Annotated in this window: 17 protein-coding genes and 2 riboswitches; of the genes, 13 read left to right on the top strand and 4 right to left on the bottom strand. The window is 39.9% G+C overall.

From position 1 onward, the window contains the following. Positions 1-79 precede the first annotated feature (79 nt). From ACFX4E_RS07645 to ACFX4E_RS07610, 8 genes are all read left to right on the top strand, one after another. Entirely contained in the window at positions 80-799 is a 720-nt protein-coding gene (locus tag ACFX4E_RS07645) for a FadR/GntR family transcriptional regulator (RefSeq protein ID WP_013082207.1), read from the top strand. A 138-nt stretch (positions 800-937) separates the two neighbouring features. Continuing rightward, positions 938-2,458 (top strand): nicotinate phosphoribosyltransferase, encoded by a 1,521-nt coding sequence (locus tag ACFX4E_RS07640; RefSeq protein ID WP_028407879.1) that lies wholly within the window; start codon positions 938-940, stop codon positions 2,456-2,458. A gap of 35 nt (positions 2,459-2,493) precedes the next feature. Continuing rightward, positions 2,494-3,324: an ammonia-dependent NAD(+) synthetase gene (gene nadE / locus ACFX4E_RS07635; RefSeq protein WP_013082209.1), complete on the top strand. Its 831-nt coding sequence runs from the start codon at positions 2,494-2,496 to the stop codon at positions 3,322-3,324. Positions 3,325-3,607: 283 nt separating this feature from the next. Further along, the gene (locus ACFX4E_RS07630) at positions 3,608-4,327 is read left to right on the top strand and encodes a (Fe-S)-binding protein (protein ID WP_028407881.1); all 720 of its coding nucleotides are present in this window, start codon (positions 3,608-3,610) and stop codon (positions 4,325-4,327) included. A gap of 17 nt (positions 4,328-4,344) precedes the next feature. Next, positions 4,345-5,784: a LutB/LldF family L-lactate oxidation iron-sulfur protein gene (locus tag ACFX4E_RS07625; RefSeq protein WP_028407882.1), complete on the top strand. Its 1,440-nt coding sequence runs from the start codon at positions 4,345-4,347 to the stop codon at positions 5,782-5,784. Further along, positions 5,762-6,475, top strand: a complete 714-nt coding sequence (locus ACFX4E_RS07620; protein ID WP_377257914.1) for a LutC/YkgG family protein — start codon at positions 5,762-5,764, stop codon at positions 6,473-6,475. Before ACFX4E_RS07625 ends, ACFX4E_RS07620 begins: the two co-directional genes overlap by 23 nt. Before the next feature lie 429 nt (positions 6,476-6,904). Further along, a complete protein-coding gene (locus ACFX4E_RS07615) occupies positions 6,905-9,061 on the top strand; it encodes a PAS domain S-box protein (protein ID WP_255257919.1) in 2,157 nt (718 codons plus the stop codon). Positions 9,062-9,080: 19 nt separating this feature from the next. Continuing rightward, positions 9,081-9,584 (top strand): methylated-DNA--[protein]-cysteine S-methyltransferase, encoded by a 504-nt coding sequence (locus tag ACFX4E_RS07610; protein ID WP_060746707.1) that lies wholly within the window; start codon positions 9,081-9,083, stop codon positions 9,582-9,584. Here the strand turns inward: ACFX4E_RS07610 and ACFX4E_RS07605 are convergent, their stop codons facing one another. From ACFX4E_RS07605 to ACFX4E_RS07590, 4 genes are all read right to left on the bottom strand, one after another. Continuing rightward, positions 9,585-9,749, bottom strand: a complete 165-nt coding sequence (locus ACFX4E_RS07605) for a hypothetical protein (protein WP_013055953.1) — start codon at positions 9,747-9,749, stop codon at positions 9,585-9,587. It lies immediately after the preceding gene. A 135-nt stretch (positions 9,750-9,884) separates the two neighbouring features. After that, positions 9,885-10,943, bottom strand: a complete 1,059-nt coding sequence (mtnA, locus tag ACFX4E_RS07600) for an S-methyl-5-thioribose-1-phosphate isomerase (RefSeq protein ID WP_221840259.1) — start codon at positions 10,941-10,943, stop codon at positions 9,885-9,887. 35 nt (positions 10,944-10,978) lie between these two features. After that, a complete protein-coding gene (gene mtnK, locus ACFX4E_RS07595) occupies positions 10,979-12,151 on the bottom strand; it encodes an S-methyl-5-thioribose kinase (RefSeq protein ID WP_377257911.1) in 1,173 nt (390 codons plus the stop codon). A gap of 135 nt (positions 12,152-12,286) precedes the next feature. Continuing rightward, positions 12,287-12,437, bottom strand: a riboswitch (SAM riboswitch). A gap of 91 nt (positions 12,438-12,528) precedes the next feature. Further along, positions 12,529-13,311, bottom strand: coding sequence for a carbon-nitrogen family hydrolase (locus ACFX4E_RS07590; RefSeq protein WP_013055956.1), 783 nt, complete (start codon positions 13,309-13,311; stop codon positions 12,529-12,531). A 112-nt stretch (positions 13,312-13,423) separates the two neighbouring features. Between ACFX4E_RS07590 and ACFX4E_RS07585 the strand changes: the two genes are divergently transcribed. The 5 genes from ACFX4E_RS07585 (at position 13,424) to ACFX4E_RS07565 (ending at position 17,985) form a co-directional block, all read left to right on the top strand. After that, on the top strand, positions 13,424-14,596 hold the full coding sequence (locus tag ACFX4E_RS07585; protein WP_098779205.1) for a pyridoxal phosphate-dependent aminotransferase: 1,173 nt from the start codon (positions 13,424-13,426) through the stop codon (positions 14,594-14,596). A 130-nt stretch (positions 14,597-14,726) separates the two neighbouring features. Beyond that, positions 14,727-14,833, top strand: a riboswitch (SAM riboswitch). Between the two features lie 79 nt (positions 14,834-14,912). After that, positions 14,913-16,157 (top strand): 2,3-diketo-5-methylthiopentyl-1-phosphate enolase, encoded by a 1,245-nt coding sequence (gene mtnW / locus ACFX4E_RS07580; protein WP_060746711.1) that lies wholly within the window; start codon positions 14,913-14,915, stop codon positions 16,155-16,157. Next, positions 16,154-16,819 (top strand): 2-hydroxy-3-keto-5-methylthiopentenyl-1-phosphate phosphatase, encoded by a 666-nt coding sequence (locus ACFX4E_RS07575; protein WP_028407890.1) that lies wholly within the window; start codon positions 16,154-16,156, stop codon positions 16,817-16,819. Before mtnW ends, ACFX4E_RS07575 begins: the two co-directional genes overlap by 4 nt. After that, complete coding sequence (locus tag ACFX4E_RS07570; RefSeq protein WP_028407891.1) at positions 16,816-17,454, top strand: methylthioribulose 1-phosphate dehydratase; 639 nt, start codon at positions 16,816-16,818, stop codon at positions 17,452-17,454. Before ACFX4E_RS07575 ends, ACFX4E_RS07570 begins: the two co-directional genes overlap by 4 nt. A gap of 15 nt (positions 17,455-17,469) precedes the next feature. Further along, positions 17,470-17,985, top strand: coding sequence for a 1,2-dihydroxy-3-keto-5-methylthiopentene dioxygenase (locus ACFX4E_RS07565; RefSeq protein WP_013082223.1), 516 nt, complete (start codon positions 17,470-17,472; stop codon positions 17,983-17,985). Positions 17,986-18,069 lie beyond the last annotated feature (84 nt).

Below are 18,069 nucleotides of genomic sequence, written 5' to 3'. Positions count from 1 at the left end.
AAATGTAACAGAAACGTAAAAGAAGAAAGAGTCTCGGTTAATGTAAACCTTGGTGAACGAAAAAAATGAGGTGGAAAACGTGGAATATAAGCGAATTAAGCCAAAAAAAATATACGAAGAAGTAGCTGAAACGCTTCTTGAGAATATAAAAGAAGGCAGTTTAAAGCCTGGTGACCGTTTGGATTCAGTGCAGCAGCTGGCGGAAAACTTTCAGGTAGGGCGCTCAGCTATTCGTGAAGCTCTTAGCGCTTTGCGGGCGATGGGGCTGCTCGAGATGAAACAGGGAGAAGGCACATTTGTACGCGAATTTAACTCCGATATGCTGTCTTTGCCTGTAACTAGCGCTGTATTAATGAATAAAAATGATATTGAGCATTTGCTTGAAGTGAGAAAAGTATTAGAAATTGGGGCTGTTCGTGCTGCAGCTCAAAAGCGAACGGATGCGGATCTCAAGCAGCTGTCTGATAGTCTGGAACAAATGAAAGGAGCGTTTGGCAATGAAGAGCTGGGAGAGAAAGCAGATTTTGCTTTTCATTTAGCCATTGCCAAAGCCTCGCAAAACCCTCTTTTAGTGAAGCTTATGAATAACGTATCAGAAATGATGATTGAAACGATGAAGGAGACAAGACGCATCTGGCTTTATGCAGAAGAAAAAACGGCTGAACGAATTTATAAAGAGCATCAGCAAATTTATGAAGCTATTCTTTCTCAGCATGCAGAAGACGCTCAGCATTTTATGATGAGTCATCTTGATAATGTTGAACACGTATTAATGAAATACATACCGGAAGAAAAATAATGCCATTTCAGGTAGAAAAGTGTGCACCAAATAACAGAAAAACTAAAATTCAAGCACCTTCCGATAATTTATGCTTGCTCTATTGTGAAAAGATTTACATAATAGAAACTAGGATTGTCAAATGGAGGGTTACAAAGTATGAAAAAGCAATATAGAGATGATAGTTTAGCTTTGCATACAGATCTATATGAACTGAATATGGCGCATACGTATTTTAAAGACCACATTCATAAACGTCGTTCTGTATTTGAAGCTTACTTTCGTCGTATGCCGTTTGAAAGCGGTTATGCGGTGTTTGCCGGCTTAGAAAGAGTAATTGATTTTATTGCTAATTTCAGATTTAGCGAAACGGATTTAGATTATTTATATGAAGAATTGCATTATGAAGCGGAGTTTATTGACTATTTAAAGCAAGTTCGATTTAGCGGTAATATTCGTTCGGTCGTAGAAGGCGAAATGATTTTTGCTAATGAACCGATGCTGCAAATTGACGCTCCTTTAGCAGAAGCGCAGCTTATTGAAACGCCGCTTTTAAATATTTTAAATTTCCATCCGCTGATTGCGACAAAAGCATCGCGTATTCGCTTGGCGGCGGGAGAAGATAATTTATACGAGCATACGGGTACAAACCAACTTATGGAATTTGGCTCAAGAAGAGCACATGAGCTGGACGCTGCTTTTTACGGAGCAAGAGCTGCTTATATCGGAGGCTTTGACGCAACGAGTAATGTCAGAGCGGGAAAAGTATTTGGAATTCCTGTATCCGGCACTCACGCTCATGCGCTTGTTCAAGTCTATCGTGACGAATATAGTGCGTTTAAAAAGTATGCGGAATCACACCGTAACTGTATCTTTTTAGTAGACACATATAATACGTTAAAATCAGGTATTCCCAATGCTATTAAAGTAGCAAATGAAATGGGAGATCGCATTAATTTTATCGGTATTCGATTAGATAGCGGAAGACTTCCATATCTTTCTCAAGAGGCAAGAAAAATGCTTGATGAAGCTGGCTATCATGATGTGAAAATTTTTGCTTCGAATGATCTCGATGAGTACAGCATTCTAGATTTGAAAGCGCAAGGTGCCAAAATTGATGGATGGGGAGTTGGAACAAAGCTCATGACGTCCTTTGATCAGCCTGCGCTAGGAGCGGTGTACAAGCTGGTTTCGATTGAAGATGATCATGGAAACATGGTGGATACGATTAAACTGTCAGAAAATCCAGAGAAAATTTCCACTCCTGGTTTAAAAGAAGTATACCGAATTGTAAACCAAGTGAACCACAAATGGGAAGGCGATTATATTACGATGCAAGACGAAGTGCCGAACGAAGAGCAGCACTTAAAAATGTTTCATCCGATTCATACGCACGTCAGCAAGTTTGTCACGAACTTTAACGCACGTAAAATTCACCAGCCAATCTTTGCGCAGGGAAAGCTTGTGTACGAGCAGCCTACAATTGAAGAAATGAGAGCCTACTGCTTACAAAACTTAAAGCATCTATGGGATGACTACAAAGTCATTACAAAATCGAACGAAGATGTATTCCGTCCTACAGAGTATCCGGTAGACTTGAGTACAAACTGCTGGGATAACAAAATGCAAAATATTGAAGAGACTAGAAGCAAGTTACTATCTGATACCGTACTTGTGTAGATTCCGTCAGCTAGTAATGAGAGGAGAGTTTTTTTATGAAAGAGCTACAAAAGCAAATTATTGAAGAAATGCACGTCCAAAAAGAAATTAATCCCGTGGAAGAAATTCGCCGCAGCGTTGATTTTCTGAAATCCTACATGAACAAATATCCTTTTTTACGTTCGTTTGTACTAGGTATTTCCGGCGGCCAAGATTCTACGTTAACTGGAAAGCTGGCGCAGCTAGCGGTTAATGAGTTGAACGAAGAGGCCGGAGAAGAGCGCTATCAGTTTATTGCTGTTCGTCTTCCATACGGTGTGCAAGCAGATGAAGCAGACTGTCAAGATGCACTTGCTTTTATTCAACCAACAAAATCTATTTCTATTAACGTAAAACCAGCAGTAGATGCGATGCTTTCTGCTGTTGAAGAAGCGGCAGATGATAAAGTTTCCGACTTCAACAAAGGAAATGTAAAAGCACGTGAACGAATGATTGCGCAATATACGGTAGCGGGCATGTACAGTGGAGTCGTACTCGGAACGGATCACTCTGCTGAAGCTGTTACAGGATTTTATACAAAATTCGGTGACGGAGGAGCTGACTTAGTACCTATCTTCCGTCTGAACAAGCGACAAGGAAAACAAATGCTAAAAGAATTAGGCTGTCCCGAGCATCTATATATGAAAAAACCAACGGCTGATTTGGAAGAAGATCGTCCACAGCTTCCGGATGAAGAAGCGCTTGGCGTAACGTATGAGCAAATCGACGATTATTTAGAAGGCAAAGATGTAGGTGAACATGCAAGTAACGTCATTGAAGGTCACTTCTTAAAAACGCAGCATAAACGCCAATTGCCAATCACAGTATTTGATGATTTTTGGAAATAAATAAGTAAGAAGCTAAGACAAACGTAGTTTTTAGTTGAAGGAAGATCTGACCGGTGAAGATTCTTGATAGAGAATCTTCACCGGTCGGATTTTTTTAATGACATGGCAAACGTAGGTTTCACGTATCTCAATTTCTTATTTTCTATGAAAAAGATAGCAAACAAAGAAAGGTATTTTTGAAAAACTAGTGAAATTAGAAAAACATAGGAGTATAATAGCATTAAGTCATCTGATGACCTGTTAACTAAAAGAAGTAAAATGATCAGCTTGGAGGGAGCAAATGATGAAAGTATCTTTATTTGCCACATGTTTGATTGATATGTTTCAAACAAATGTAGGAAAAGCGACGGTAGAATTGTTAGAACGATTAGGATGCGAAGTGGATTTTCCAAAGAGTCAAGTTTGCTGCGGACAGCCTGCATATAACAGCGGTTATGTAAAAGAATCAAAAGAAGCGATGAAAAACATGATAAAAGCGTTTCAGCATGCAGAGTACGTTGTATCTCCGTCTGGCTCGTGTGTGACAATGTTCAAAGAGTATCCCCATCTTTTTGAAAGTGATGCTGCATGGCATGAATCTGCCGTGAAGCTTGCTGATAAAACGTATGAGCTAACGGATTTTATTGTAAACGTTTTAAAAGTGGAAGATGTAGGCGCCAGCTTAAATGGTAAAGCCACTTATCATTCTTCTTGTCATATGACGCGTTTGCTAAACGTAAAAAAAGAACCTTTTACACTATTAAACAATGTAAAGGGGCTTGAAATGGAAAACCTTGAAAACAGTCATAACTGCTGCGGATTCGGCGGAACGTTTTCGGTTAAAATGGGGCAAATCTCTGAACAAATGGTCGATGAAAAAGTGGGCTGTATAGCTAAGACAAACGCAGAGTACTTAATTGGAGCCGACTGCGGCTGTCTTATGAATATTGGAGGAAGAATTGAACGAAAAGGACAGCCTGTAAAAGTGATGCATATCGCTGAAGTATTAAATAGCAGAATGTAAAGAAGGGAGAATGCCGAATGTCTATGAAAATAGGAAACGACCAGTTTAAAAAACGTGTTGATGATGGAGTCAATAATGCGTTTATGCGCTTTGCGGTTTCAGGTGCTCAAGAGCGCTTAAGAAGCCGTAGATTAGATGCGGCAGAAGAGTTAGGAAACTGGGAAGAATGGCGAGCGCTTGGTGAAGAAATTCGTCAGCATACGCTTGAAAACTTAGATTACTATTTAGAACAGCTGACAGATAATGTAGCTAAACGCGGAGGCCACGTTTTTTTCGCTCAAACAGCTGAAGAAGCGAATGAGTACATAAAAAATGTAGCGAAGCAAAAGCAGGCAAAGAAAGTGGTTAAATCCAAGTCAATGGTTACAGAAGAAATTCATATGAACGCTGCTTTAGAAGAACTAGGCTGTGAAGTTATTGAAACGGACTTAGGAGAATATATCCTGCAAGTAGATGATCACGATCCGCCTTCTCATATCGTAGCTCCTGCACTTCATAAAAATAAAGAACAAATTAGAGATGTATTTCAGGAAAAGCTTTCGTATAAAAAAACAGAAAAACCTGAAGAACTAGCTCTTCATGCCCGGGAAATGCTGAGAAAAGAATTTTTATCAGCAGATATTGGCATCACGGGATGTAATTTTGCGATTGCAGAATCTGGATCTATTTCACTTGTAACCAATGAAGGAAATGCAAGGTTAACAACTGCCCTTCCTAAAACGCAAATTACGGTTATGGGAATGGAAAGAATTGTGCCAACGTTTGAAGAGTTTGAAGTGTTGGTAAGCCTGTTAACTAGAAGTGCAGTAGGTCAGCGGCTCACAAGTTACGTAACAGCGCTTACAGGGCCTAGACTTCCAGGGGAAGTAGACGGACCGGAAGAATTTCACCTAGTGATTGTAGATAACGGGCGATCTGCGATTTTAGGAACTGAGTTTCAATCTGTTTTACAGTGTATTCGCTGTGCGGCATGTGTGAATGTATGTCCCGTGTATCGCCATATTGGAGGGCATTCATATGGATCTATTTATTCAGGTCCGATTGGAGCTGTATTATCTCCTTTGCTTGGAGGCTATGAAGACTACAAAGAGCTTCCCTATGCATCAACGCTATGCGCAGCCTGTACAGATGCCTGTCCGGTCAAAATTCCGCTGCATGAGCTATTACACAAGCATCGTCAGCGAATTGTCGAAAAAGAAGGAAAAGCACCTATTTCGGAAAAGCTGGCGATGAAAGCATTTGGCTTGGGAGCAGCTTCTTCTTCTCTATATACAGTGGGCGCTAAAGTAGCACCGGCAGCTCTTACGCCTTTTATGTCAGGAAGCAGTATTTCCAAAGGACCTGGTCCATTAAAAGCGTGGACGGAAAGCAGAGAGTTTCCCGCACCTACAAAAGAGCGCTTACGAGATTGGTTTGATAAAAGGAGTGATGATGATGAACGGAAGCATTCAAAATAGAAACAGTTTTTTAGACAATATTGCTGCTAATCTTAAGAGAAGCAGGCGAACAGGCGGCGTAGTAAAGCCACAATGGAAGCACGCTCCTCAGCATGAGGTCTACCGCAGCTATTCGCCGGATCAATTAAAGAAAGAGCTTGAAAACCATTGCGAACGTATTCATACTCGCTATGTAGAAACATCATCACAACACTTGCCAGCTGTCCTTGAGGAAGCCGTAGCGAACTATGGAAATGGTCTTGTGAGCACGTGGGATGATCCTAGGTTTTCCGAATATGGATTAAATCTGCTGATGGAGAAATGGGAAACAAACCGTAACCTTCACGTATGGAATTCAGTTAAAGGTGATGAGAATATTACACTAGCTGAACAAGCAAACGTCGGCATCACGTTCAGTGATTTGACGCTAGCGGAATCTGGAACAGTTGTTTTGTTCAGCAGTGCTGAAAAAGGACGAGCTGTAAGCTTGCTGCCCGCCACTTATATTGCAATCATACCTCAAAGCTCAATTGTCCCTCGCATGACACAAGCCGCTGAAATGATTCATGAAAAGGTAGAACGAGGAGAAACGATTGCTTCTTGCATTAACTTTATTACGGGACCGAGCAATTCAGCCGATATTGAAATGAATTTAGTCGTTGGCGTGCATGGACCTATTCAAGCCACTTATATTGTAGTGAATGATCGATGAGGCTGGGACAAACGTATTTTAGGCGAAGTGAAAAACGAACCGTGAATCAACATGTTTGATTCACGGTTCGTTTTCTTTGTTATGTTGAGCATAGGTTTTAGCTGTTTCATTCCTTCTAGCAGTGGATTGGAGGGCAAGGCAAAGACTCCTGCGGAAAGCGAAGTCTTGCACGGAAACCAACTGCGGTGTCACAAGCGGTTCAGCTAGCTCATGCATCTCATTTGTTCGTCTTTAGATTGGATTCATTTTGTTATGTCTCAGCCTCTTTTATTCATGCTCCATTTCTAAATAGCGGGATAATGTGAAGAAATGTCGCATTTTGAATAAACGTGCCTAATTTTAAAAAGGTAAAAAGCAAATCTTGTAGAATATTAAGTCTATAGATAAAAGGTGGGGAAATGGGAAGTGCAAAAGAAAGGAGCAATGAGCATGTCACCACATAGAGAATTAACATCTGAAGCTGCGCAAAAGCAGCAAGATGAATTACAGCAGCTACGAGCTATTTTTAATGACGTATTAGATGCCATTGTCGTATTTGATGAGTATTTTCAAGTTATAAATGCAAATGAATCAGCCTGCGGGCTGTTTGAAAAAACAAAGGATGAGCTATTAACGTATCAAATGAAAGATTTTCTGATGTATTTTCCGTATGACATGATTGAAGCATATTATCCAGCACTTTTAGAAGAAAGCTATTTCAAATATGAAGGCGCGATGACGCTTCGAAGCGGCATGATGAAGCATGTTGAATTTACTTCACACAAACATAGTCACATGTCGGGCATTATTGTGTGTACATTTCGGGATATTACGCAGCACAAAATGATGGAAAATGAACGGTTTATTAGTCATCATATGTTTATGGATGTATTTAATGAAGCGGTAGACGGAATTGTCATTTTTGATCGAACGGGTCAGCTTATCGACGCGAACCCTTCATTTTGCGAACGATTAAATTATACAAGAGCACAGCTTCTAACCAAAACATTAGAAGAGCTTGTAGAACCTACTTATCATTATAAGGTGAAAAAATTATGGAGAACTCTGCATCAAGAAGGAAAGACAAGCGGCGAGCTACCGATCAGGCTCGAAAATGGAGACGTTACTTTTTTTGAATTTACCACAACGGCTAATATATACAGTCAATACTATATGTCCATTATGAGAGACGTGACGGAAAAACGGCTGATGGAGCAGCAGCTGTTGAGAAGCGAAAAAAATTTCAGGGCTATTTTTGAAAATGCGATTGAAGCGATCTTGATTTGGAGAGATGATGGTGAAATCTTGAACGCTAATCTTGCTTCTTCGCGTACGTTTGAGCTGCCGTTAAACAAATTAATTGGAAGCAATTTGTATACGTTTATCGATACAAAAAGCTTTAGTGCGTTAAAGGTGCTCCAAACGTTTCAAACAAAAGGAGAAATTCGTAATCAGCTTCCTTTTTACATGCCAAATGGAGAAATCAAGCAGTTGGAATTCACAGGGAAAAAAGGCATTATAGAAGGAGACCATTTAACGATTTTTCGAAACATCAGTGAACGTACAAAAATCGAACAGGAGCTTCGAAATAACGAAGAGAAATTCAGACAGATTTTTAATGGTTCGATCGATGGGTTAGTTTTATGGGACGGCAAGCGAAATATTATTGATGTAAATTCTTCTCTTTGTGATATTCTAGAACTCAGCAAAGAGGAGATTTGTGCGCACTCCATGGAGGATTTTATTTCTTCAGCGAATTTAGATGCGGTCATTGAGCATAAAGAAACGATTGAGCAAAAAGGGGAAGCTGAAGGAGAGATTACGTACGTTACGGGGAACGAAAAAGTTAAAAATATCGAATTTTCCACGAAAAAAGATATCTTGCCAGGTCTATATATGACGCTTTTACGAGACGTAACGGAACGAAATCAAATGCAGGAGCAGATTCGAAAATCGGATACGCTTCAAGTAGTCGGACAGTTAGCAGCTGGGATTGCGCATGAAATCCGCAACCCGATGACAGCTTTAAAAGGGTTTGTTCAGCTGTTAGAAAGCAGCATTCAAGAAGATCATTCTCTTTATTTTGATATTATTAAATCCGAATTAAAAAGAATTGAAACCATTATTACAGAGTTTCTAGTACTCGCTAAGCCACAGGCAGTAAAGTTTGAAAAGAAAAATTTAGGTGCGGTTGTTAAAGAAACGATCGATTTATTAAATGCTCAGGCGCTTTTAGAAAATATTCAGTTTGAACTAAGTGTGTCCCCTCAGCTGCCAATGGTATACTGCGAGCCGAACCAAATTAAGCAAGTACTAATAAATGTCATTAAAAATGCAATTGAAGTCACGTCAAACGGAGGAAAAATTTTTGTTGATGTCTCCTCTACAGAGCCGCACTACGTGACGGTCTCCATTCGAGATCAAGGAGACGGAATGCCCGAAGAGCGCATCAAGCGCTTAGGAGAACCATTTTATACGACAAAAGAAAAAGGAACGGGACTCGGTTTGATGGTCTCATATAAAATTATCGAAGAACATAAAGGGCGCATTGAAGTGGAAAGCAAAATAGGAGAAGGCACAGCTTTTCATGTTATTCTTCCAGCCTAAATAGAAAGGATAAGCAAGTATGTACTATGGAGAAATGAATTTATTTTCTGATTTGAAAATTTATATTGTAGCCTCGGAAAAAGGGGTTCAACATATTTGGTTTGATAGCGATGATCATAATGAGCAGCTTAAAAAACTTGTCCATGACGAGGATTATCACCATGTGAAAGAAGCGAAGCGACAGCTGCAGGATTATGCTGAAGGGCGCACGCTAACATTTGATTTGCCTTTGGATATAAAAGGAACAGACTTCCAAAAAGAAGTGTGGTTAACGCTTGAACATATACCTTATGGACAAACGTGGTCTTACAGTGAGGTAGCGGAGTCTGTTAATCGCTCTAAAGCCGTAAGAGCTGTGGGACAAGCGAATCGTCGAAATCCACTGCCTATTATTTTGCCTTGTCATCGTGTGATTGGCAAAAATGGAGCTTTAACAGGTTATGCAGGCTCGCAAACTCATATAAAAGAGAAGCTATTAATGCTTGAAAGAAATGTAGCAAAAGGTGCTCTGGAGTTAAAATAACTATTCACCGTCTAATTTCCAGCCTTCTCCTTGCACAAAAACACCGTCAATTTGCTGAGGAGAAGGGAGGGAATTTAGTTCTTCATCTTTGGATAAATCGAATAGCTGATATTGCTGCTTACGATTCAGCGCTTTGTTTTTATCCGTTTTTTGCTCTGAACTCATATTTACTCTCCCCCTTATTCAAAAGAAATCCCCTATAATATATGTAGAAAAGGAAGAGAGTACTGTTACAATTGTGTTACAAATGCAGGTGGAAATCAGTGCTCAATAAAAAAAGCCGCATAGCAGCGGCTTTTTTTATTGAGCAGATTGCAGCAAAACGTTTTGAATGGATTCAAAAGACGGGGCATGGATAATTCCATGCTCTGTAATAATGGCCGTAATCAGTTCGCTTGGCGTCACATCAAAAGCTGGATTGTACACAGAGATTCCGTCTGGAGCAATTTGCGTATCCCCAATGTGTGTGACTTCTTTAGGTGAACGTTCTTCAATAGGAATGCTGCTGCCGTCTTGAATAGATAAATCAAATGTGGACTGCGGCGCTGCTACGTAAAATGGAATACCGAATGCTTTCGCTAAAAGAGCAAGTCCATATGTTCCAATTTTGTTAGCCGTATCGCCATTTGCTGCAATGCGGTCAGCACCTACAATAATCCCATTAATTCCTTTTGTTTTAATGGTATGAGCGGCCATATTATCCGTAATCAGCGTAACGTCCACTCCCGACTGCTGAAGTTCCCATGCTGTTAAGCGAGAACCTTGAAGAACGGGTCTTGTTTCACAGGCAAATACTTCAAGCGGAATATCGCGCTGCTTAGACAAGTGAAAAGGTGCTAAGGCTGTTCCATAATAAGCTGTAGCAATTGAACCAGCATTACATATTGTCATGATTTTATCTTTCTTTTTAAATAAAGAAAGAGCATAATCTCCAATTCGGTAGCACGTTTCTTCATCTTCTACTTGAATTTGAATAGCTTCATGAACAACTTTTGTTTTAGCTTCATTAACGGACGAAGCGGATTCAGCGCTTTTCGCTACGCGCTCCAATGCCCAAAATAAATTGACGGCAGTAGGGCGTGAACTAGCTAAATACTGTTGATCAAGAGCTAGCTTTTTGTTAAATTCCTTGACTGAATCTGTGTCATAGCTAAGCACAGAAAGAGCAAGACCAAAAGCCGCCGTAATGCCAATTGCAGGGGCTCCGCGTACTTTCAAGGTAGTGATAGCATCCCATACGTCTTTAATGGTTTGCAGCTTAATATATTCAACTTTGCCAGGAAGCTGCTGCTGATCTAATAAAGTAATATATGATTCATTCCATTCCACTGAGCGCGGAAGTGATAGTGTATTTGTCATGCTGATACCGATCCTTTCATTGTGTACATTATTCGTTATCGAAGTAAATGTTCAAATTGATTTGGTGAAACGTCTTGTTGGTGCAGAAGCAAATAGCGTCCAATTTTTAACGCAGTACGTTTAGCGTTAATTTTTCTTTCCTCTGAAGAAATTTCGTCTAAGTCCGCCACGTGAGCTAAGCCAATCGTACGTCGAATGATTTCACATCCTGCATATCCAACAGCATCTTGCCACGTTTGCGTTAAAATTTCATGTAATAAGCGCTCATCTTTAGCGAAAGGTTCAGTGCTTTCAGAATGCCAAAGCGCAGTAAAGGTATCTTTGAATACGTTCCATGTGTTCGTAATGTGTGCAAATAACGGTTCGCGATTTGTTTCTCGAGAAAGAGCATTTAAAAATAAATTCGCAACAAATTGCCCTAAATCGAATCCAAACGGACCGTAGAAAGCAAACTCCGGATCAATCACTTTCGTTTCTTGACTGCTAGCAAAGATGCTGCCTGTATGTAAATCACCGTGGATTAGCGTTTGCGCATTTGTTAAAAATTTATATTTTAATTTTGCTGCTTGTAGCTTTACATCACTATCATTCCACAATTCTTCTACATCAGGACGCAGCGCTTTTTCAAATTCATTTGTATCAATATCAAAAAAAGGATCTGTAAAAACTAAATCTTCCGTAATATTGCATAAGTCGGGGTTGCTGTACTTAACAACTTCTTCTTTTTTATCCTGAGGCTTTAAGGCGAAATCAGACGTTTTGAACGCAATATGTCCTAAAAAAGAACCGATATGCTGTGAGAGCAGAGGATAACTTTCACCTTGAATAAGTCCGGCACGAGAAATCGTTAAATGAGACAGATCTTCCATGACCGTAACAGCAAGCGTTTCATCGTGGTAATAAACAGCGGGAACAAGTTCTGGCGTAAATGCACCGAATTGCTTGAGCGCATTGCTTTCAATTGTGGCACGGTTCAAGGATAGAGGCCAGCTTTCGCCTACAACTTTTGCATAGGGAAGTGCTTGTTTGACGATAATGGATTTATTCGTTTGATCATTTATGATGTGAAAGACGAGATTTAAGTTACCGTCACCAATTTCACGGGCAGTCAGTGCTTCTGTAGCATCAAAAAGACCTAGCTTTTTCACAAGTTTGATTGCTGAAATTTCTGTTAAAGGCTGATACTTCTCTGTTTTTGTTGTTGACATCGGAATCCCTCCATAGTTTATTAAACTGATTCGTTTACTAAGTTAATAGGTTTAAGAATATATGGAGGCTTTTATAATTTTAGAAAATATAAAAGCCTCTTTCGTTGGAAAGAGGCTTGATTGTAGTGTTCAAACCTCTTATCTGCCAGAAAAAATTACTTTCTGTTGGAATTAGCACCGTGCCTTTGTAAAACATGTTTTACGGGTGTGATCCATCTTAGGATGGAATGACGGTCGGTTGCTGGGCTTCACAGGGCCAAATCCCTCAGCCAACTCTTGATAAGAGTACGATTACTTATTCAATTTTGATTTGTTTGAATATTTTATGATATCTGGTGAAAATCGTATCATGCAAAAAAACGGCTGTCAATACATAATTAATAAAATTCTGTACGGCGATCTGTAAAGACAGGAATTTGTTTACGAATTTCTTTTACAAGTTCCAGGTTAACGTCAGCACTTAAAAGTTCTTCGCTATCGCCAGCTTCAGCGATTATTTCTCCCCACGGATCGATGACTAAGGAATGTCCGGCAAATGTGTTATTAGGATCTTGGCCTACACGATTACACGCGATTACATAGCATTGATTTTCGATTGCACGGCTAATGAGCAGGGCTTTCCAGTGGGCAAGTCTTGGAGCCGGCCACTGAGCGACAACAAACAAGACTTCTGCTCCGCTGCTAGTATGAACCCGTATCCATTCTGGAAAACGAATATCGTAACAAATAACTCCTGCGCACAGTGACTGTTCAAGTGTAAAAAGATTTTTTGCTGTTCCTGCTTCTAAATACAGGTGTTCATCCATTAATTTAAATAAGTGCAGTTTACTGTATTGTGATACTTCACGACCTTTTCGGTCAAAAATATACATCGTATTCGTGACACCTTGCTCTGTTTTTTTCGCAATCGAACCTGCCACAATATTTACTTCGTTTGTTTTAGCAAACTGAGAGATTAATTGCTTGGCTTGCTGCCCTTCATCATCTGCAATTTCGTCTAGCCGAGTCAAATCATAAGCTGTATCCCATAGCTCAGGAAGCACAAGGATATCAGGGTTTTCTTTCAGGGCTTCCGTCATTTTTTGTTCGATATATTTTCGGTTTTTAGTTGGGTTTCCAAACGCAATATCAAGCTGTAAACACGTAATTTTTACACTCACTTTATCATCCGTCCTTTTTTTAGTAGTTGAAAAAAATGACTTTACAAGTTGAGTATTACAATATATTATTTGTGACTAGAATTTCAAGAATTTTTTGAGAAGGTGTGCGATGATGAAACAATTTGAGCAATCGGAACTATTAAAAAGTTTACCAAAACAATTTTTTGCATCACTTGTAGGCAAGGTAGGAAAAGTAATGGCCCAAGGGCACGACGTTATTAACTTAGGGCAGGGAAATCCCGATCAGCCTACTCCTTCACATATTGTAGAAACACTGCAAAAAGCAAGTGCTAATCCTATGCATCATAAATATTCTCCATTTCGGGGGCACCAGTTTTTAAAAGAGGCCGTTGCGACTTTTTATAAACGAGAATATGGCGTTGATGTGGATCCCGAAAAAGAAGTAGCTATTTTGTTTGGCGGGAAAGGTGGACTTGTAGAAATCCCGCAGTGCTTATTAAACCCTGGAGATACGGTGCTGGTTCCCGATCCTGGATATCCTGATTACTGGTCTGGAGTAGAGCTTGCAAAGGCAAAGATGGAAGTGATGCCGCTCACGGCTGAAAATCATTTTCTACCCGTATACGAAGAGATAAGTGAACGTGCTAAAGAACAGGCAAAGCTCATGTTTTTAAACTATCCGAATAATCCTACTGGTGCAGTAGCAACGGCAGAATTTTTTGAAGACACCGTGGCGTTTGCTGCCAAGCACGATATTTGTGTGGTACACGACTTTGCCTACGGAGCAATTGGATTTGATGGTAAAAAGCCAATCAGTTTTTTACAGACTCCTGGTGCAAAAGAGACGGGAATTGAAATTTATACTCTTTCTAAAACGTATAACATGGCGGGATGGCGAGTTGGATTTGCTGTAGGAAATGCAAGTGTTGTAGAAGCTATTAATCTTCTTCAAGATCATATGTATGTCAGTCTCTTTGGGGCGGTTCAAGAGGCAGCAGCCGCAGCTCTGTTAGAATCTCAACAATGTGTGAATGATTTAGTTAAGCGCTATGAATCTAGACGCAATACCTTTATTCAAGGGCTTCGAGAAATTGGTTGGGATGTTACATCTCCAGCGGGCTCCTTTTTTGCATGGCTAAAAGTTCCTGAAGGATATACTTCTGAACAGTTTTCAGATTTACTTCTTGAAAAAGCTCACGTTGTAGTGGCGCCTGGAGTAGGCTTTGGAACATATGGTGAAGGCTATGTGCGCGTAGGACTGCTGACGGATGAAGAGCGTATGAGAGAAGCCGTATCTCGAATAAAAAAATTAAATTTATTTTAAAAACGCATTGACAATCCTTTTTGAGTTGGCTTAATATGTAAGAAGTTAACGAGATTAATAACCGATAAATCCTAGCGGTATTTTTTATTTAGTATATAATCTATGAATTTAATTTAAATAAATAGCAACTTTCTTATTAAGAGTAGGTGGAGGGACTAGCCCGATGAAGCCCGGCAACCGACTTAACGCATGTTAAGCACGGTGCTAATTCTTGCAGCAGCAGCTGAGAGATAAGAAGAGCAACGAAAGCCTCTTCTTAATCACAGAAGAGGCTTTTTTATTAACGATATTAAACAGCAAGGGAGTTTTTAGCATAATGAGTGAAATCGTTGCAAGCTACTTACTACATGATAATAAAGGAAATTTTTATAAAAAAGCGGAAGGAATTGCTTTAGGACTAACCGTCGGCTCATGGACAGATCTGCCGCTTTTAGATCAACAGCAGCTTCAAAAGCATAAAGGGCGCGTCGTGTCCGTAACTGAGCTTCAAGATTGCGAACGTGTAAACGGATATTTAGGCGGAGAAATTAAGCAGGCAATTGTCAAAATTGCTTATCCAACTGCCAACTTTTCAAGAGATTTACCGGCTATTTTAGTTACGGTTTTCGGAAAACTATCACTTGATGGAAAAGTGAAATTATTAGACTTGGATTTTCCTGATGAATTATTAGCTCAATTCCCAGGACCGCGCTTTGGAATAGAAGGTATCCGAGAGAAACTAGGCGTTTACGACCGTCCGCTTGTGATGAGTATTTTTAAAGGCGTGATTGGAAGAGATATGACGTACTTAACAACTCAGCTGCGTGAGCAAGCGCTTGGCGGAGTGGATTTGGTTAAAGACGATGAGATTTTGTTTGATAGTGAACGAACACCTTTTGAAGCTCGCGTTACAGAAGGGAAAAAAGTACTGAATGAAGTATACGAAAAAACGGGACACCGCACGCTGTATGCTGTTAATTTAACGGGTCGAACGTTTGAATTAAAAGAAAAAGCGAGAAAAGCAGCTGAGCTAGGAGCCGATGCTCTTTTATTCAATGTATTTGCTTACGGGTTAGACGTACTGCAGGCACTTCGAGAAGACGATGAAATTAACTTGCCGATTATGGCACACCCAGCTGTTAGCGGAGCGCTTACGCCATCAGAGTTTTACGGTTTTTCAAATTCATTACTGCTTGGAAAGCTATTGCGTTTAGCCGGAGCGGATTTCTCTCTGTTTCCATCACCATACGGAAGCGTAGCGCTTTCTCTTGAAGATACGACAGGCATTGCCTACGAATTAACGCGTCCTGTATACAAATATAAGCAGTCTTTCCCGGTTCCTTCAGCAGGAATTCATCCTGGAATGGTACCGCAGCTTGTGAAGGACTTTGGAATCGACAGCATTATTAATGCAGGAGGCGGAGTTCACGGTCATCCAGAGGGAGCTATCGGAGGAGGAAAAGCATTCCGTGCGGCGATAGATGCAGTACTCTCTCATCAAACATTAGCCGAAAAAGCTGAAGAATCAAAAGAGTTGCAAAAAGCTTTGCAACTATGGGGAACAGTAGAGGTGAAAGCATGACATCGTTAAAAATCTTTTGTGACTTTGATGGAACAATTACAAATAGCGATAACATTATTGCTATTATGAAACAATTTGCTCCTCCGGAGTGGGAAAGTATTAAAGACGACGTGTTGGCACAGCGCGTCTCCATTCAAGAAGGAGTAGGGCAAATGTTTGCCTTGCTCCCCGTGGAATTAAAAGAAGATATTATTTCTTATATTTTAGAGACGTCTGCTATTCGAGATGGATTTGATGATTTTATTGCCTATACAAAAGAGCACCATATTCCGCTTTATATTGTAAGCGGAGGAATTGACTTTTTTGTAAAACCACTTTTGGGAAATCGAGTTGCAGAGGAAATGCTCTACTGCAACGGATCTGATTTTTCCGGTGAGCATATTTCCATTACGTGGCCTCATACATGTGATAAACAGTGTACAAATGACTGCGGCTGCTGTAAGCCAACGATTATTCGCCATCTTGCAGATGAAAGAGATCATACGGTCGTTATTGGCGATTCCATTACGGATTTGCAGGCTGCCAAATTAGCTGATACGGTCATTGCACGTGACTTTTTAATTGAAAAATGTGAAGAGCTATCTCTACCGTATCGTCCTTTTTCTACTTTTTATGATGTAATTCATCATTTACAAGAATTAACAGAAGAGGTGAAAGCATGAGTATCATGGCTCAGCAAAGGTTGCATGAGCTTGCGGATATAAAAGATGAGCTGGCAGAGCGCGATTGGTTCTTCGGTACAAGCGGAAACTTAGCAATTAAAGTGGACCAAAATCCAACAACTTTCTTTGTATCAGCAAGTGGAAAAGATAAACGAAAACGTACAAATGAAGATTTTTTATTAGTTGATCAATACGGAAAGCCTGCAGAAGACACGCATTTAAAGCCTTCTGCTGAAACGCTTCTGCACGTTAAGATTTACAATTTAACGAATGCTGGGTGCAGCCTTCATGTACATACAATCGACAATAACGTGATCTCCGAACTGTACGGAGATGAAGGCGTTATTTCATTCAAAGGTCAAGAAATTATTAAGGCGCTAGGTATTTGGGAAGAAGATGCGGAAATTACTGTTCCGATTATTCCGAATTACGCAGATATTCCGACACTAGCAGAAGAGTTTTCTCATCATATAAAAGGCGATCAAGGCGCGATTTTGATTCGTAACCACGGGATTACGGTATGGGGGAAAAATGCATTTGAAACAAAAAAAGCGCTAGAAGCCTATGAATTTCTATTTAGCTACCACGTCAAATTACTGTCACTTAAAGGCATTAAGCCAAAGGTGCATTTATAAAAGGAGGAAACAACAATGGCGCACATTCGCTTACATGTAAACAATAAAAGAATTGAAACTCAAGAGGAAGTATCAGCTTTTCTGGCAAACAATGAAGTTATTTATGAAAACTGGGACATTACAAAACTTCCAGAAAATCTTCGTGAAAAATATGATTTAACTGATGAAGAAAAAACAGAAATTTTAAACGCTTTTGGTGAGGATATTAAAGATATTTCTGAACGCCGCGGCTATAAAGCTCAAGATGTTATCTCGTTATCGGAATCTACACCAAATATTGATGAATTGTTAAAAAACTTTCAGCGCAAGCATATTCACACAGATGACGAAGTTCGCTTTATTGTAAGCGGTCATGGAATCTTTGTTATCCAAGGAAAAGACGGCGAATTTTTTGATGTTGAATTAGAGCCGGGCGATTTAATTTCAGTACCAGAAAATATTCTTCATTACTTTACACTAATGGAAGATCGTAAAGTAGTCGCTGTCCGAATTTTCGTGACAACTGAAGGATGGGTACCTATTTACGCATAACAATTACTTGTAAAGCATAGGTCATCATCACCCCGCTTTTACATCTAAAAGCGGGGTATTCTTTGGATTATTATAAAACTAACT

Source organism: Priestia sp. YIM B13491 (assembly GCF_042787605.1).
GTDB classification, from domain to species: domain Bacteria; phylum Bacillota; class Bacilli; order Bacillales; family Bacillaceae_H; genus Priestia; species Priestia megaterium_E.
This window is presented reverse-complemented; position numbering and strand designations above follow the sequence as displayed.

What these genes read in the sequence shown, in the direction of transcription:
- ACFX4E_RS07640 (WP_028407879.1), top strand. Translation starts at nt 938, where the DNA reads ATGAAAAAGCAATATAGAGATGATAGTTTAGCTTTGCATACAGATCTA.
- nadE (WP_013082209.1), top strand. Translation starts at nt 2,494, where the DNA reads ATGAAAGAGCTACAAAAGCAAATTATTGAAGAAATGCACGTCCAAAAA.
- ACFX4E_RS07630 (WP_028407881.1), top strand. Translation starts at nt 3,608, where the DNA reads ATGAAAGTATCTTTATTTGCCACATGTTTGATTGATATGTTTCAAACA.
- ACFX4E_RS07625 (WP_028407882.1), top strand. Translation starts at nt 4,345, where the DNA reads ATGTCTATGAAAATAGGAAACGACCAGTTTAAAAAACGTGTTGATGAT.
- ACFX4E_RS07620 (WP_377257914.1), top strand. Translation starts at nt 5,762, where the DNA reads ATGAACGGAAGCATTCAAAATAGAAACAGTTTTTTAGACAATATTGCT.
- ACFX4E_RS07615 (WP_255257919.1), top strand. Translation starts at nt 6,905, where the DNA reads ATGTCACCACATAGAGAATTAACATCTGAAGCTGCGCAAAAGCAGCAA.
- ACFX4E_RS07610 (WP_060746707.1), top strand. Translation starts at nt 9,081, where the DNA reads ATGTACTATGGAGAAATGAATTTATTTTCTGATTTGAAAATTTATATT.
- ACFX4E_RS07605 (WP_013055953.1), bottom strand. Translation starts at nt 9,749, where the DNA reads ATGAGTTCAGAGCAAAAAACGGATAAAAACAAAGCGCTGAATCGTAAG.
- mtnA (WP_221840259.1), bottom strand. Translation starts at nt 10,943, where the DNA reads ATGACAAATACACTATCACTTCCGCGCTCAGTGGAATGGAATGAATCA.
- mtnK (WP_377257911.1), bottom strand. Translation starts at nt 12,151, where the DNA reads ATGTCAACAACAAAAACAGAGAAGTATCAGCCTTTAACAGAAATTTCA.
- ACFX4E_RS07585 (WP_098779205.1), top strand. Translation starts at nt 13,424, where the DNA reads ATGAAACAATTTGAGCAATCGGAACTATTAAAAAGTTTACCAAAACAA.
- mtnW (WP_060746711.1), top strand. Translation starts at nt 14,913, where the DNA reads ATGAGTGAAATCGTTGCAAGCTACTTACTACATGATAATAAAGGAAAT.
- ACFX4E_RS07575 (WP_028407890.1), top strand. Translation starts at nt 16,154, where the DNA reads ATGACATCGTTAAAAATCTTTTGTGACTTTGATGGAACAATTACAAAT.
- ACFX4E_RS07570 (WP_028407891.1), top strand. Translation starts at nt 16,816, where the DNA reads ATGAGTATCATGGCTCAGCAAAGGTTGCATGAGCTTGCGGATATAAAA.
- ACFX4E_RS07565 (WP_013082223.1), top strand. Translation starts at nt 17,470, where the DNA reads ATGGCGCACATTCGCTTACATGTAAACAATAAAAGAATTGAAACTCAA.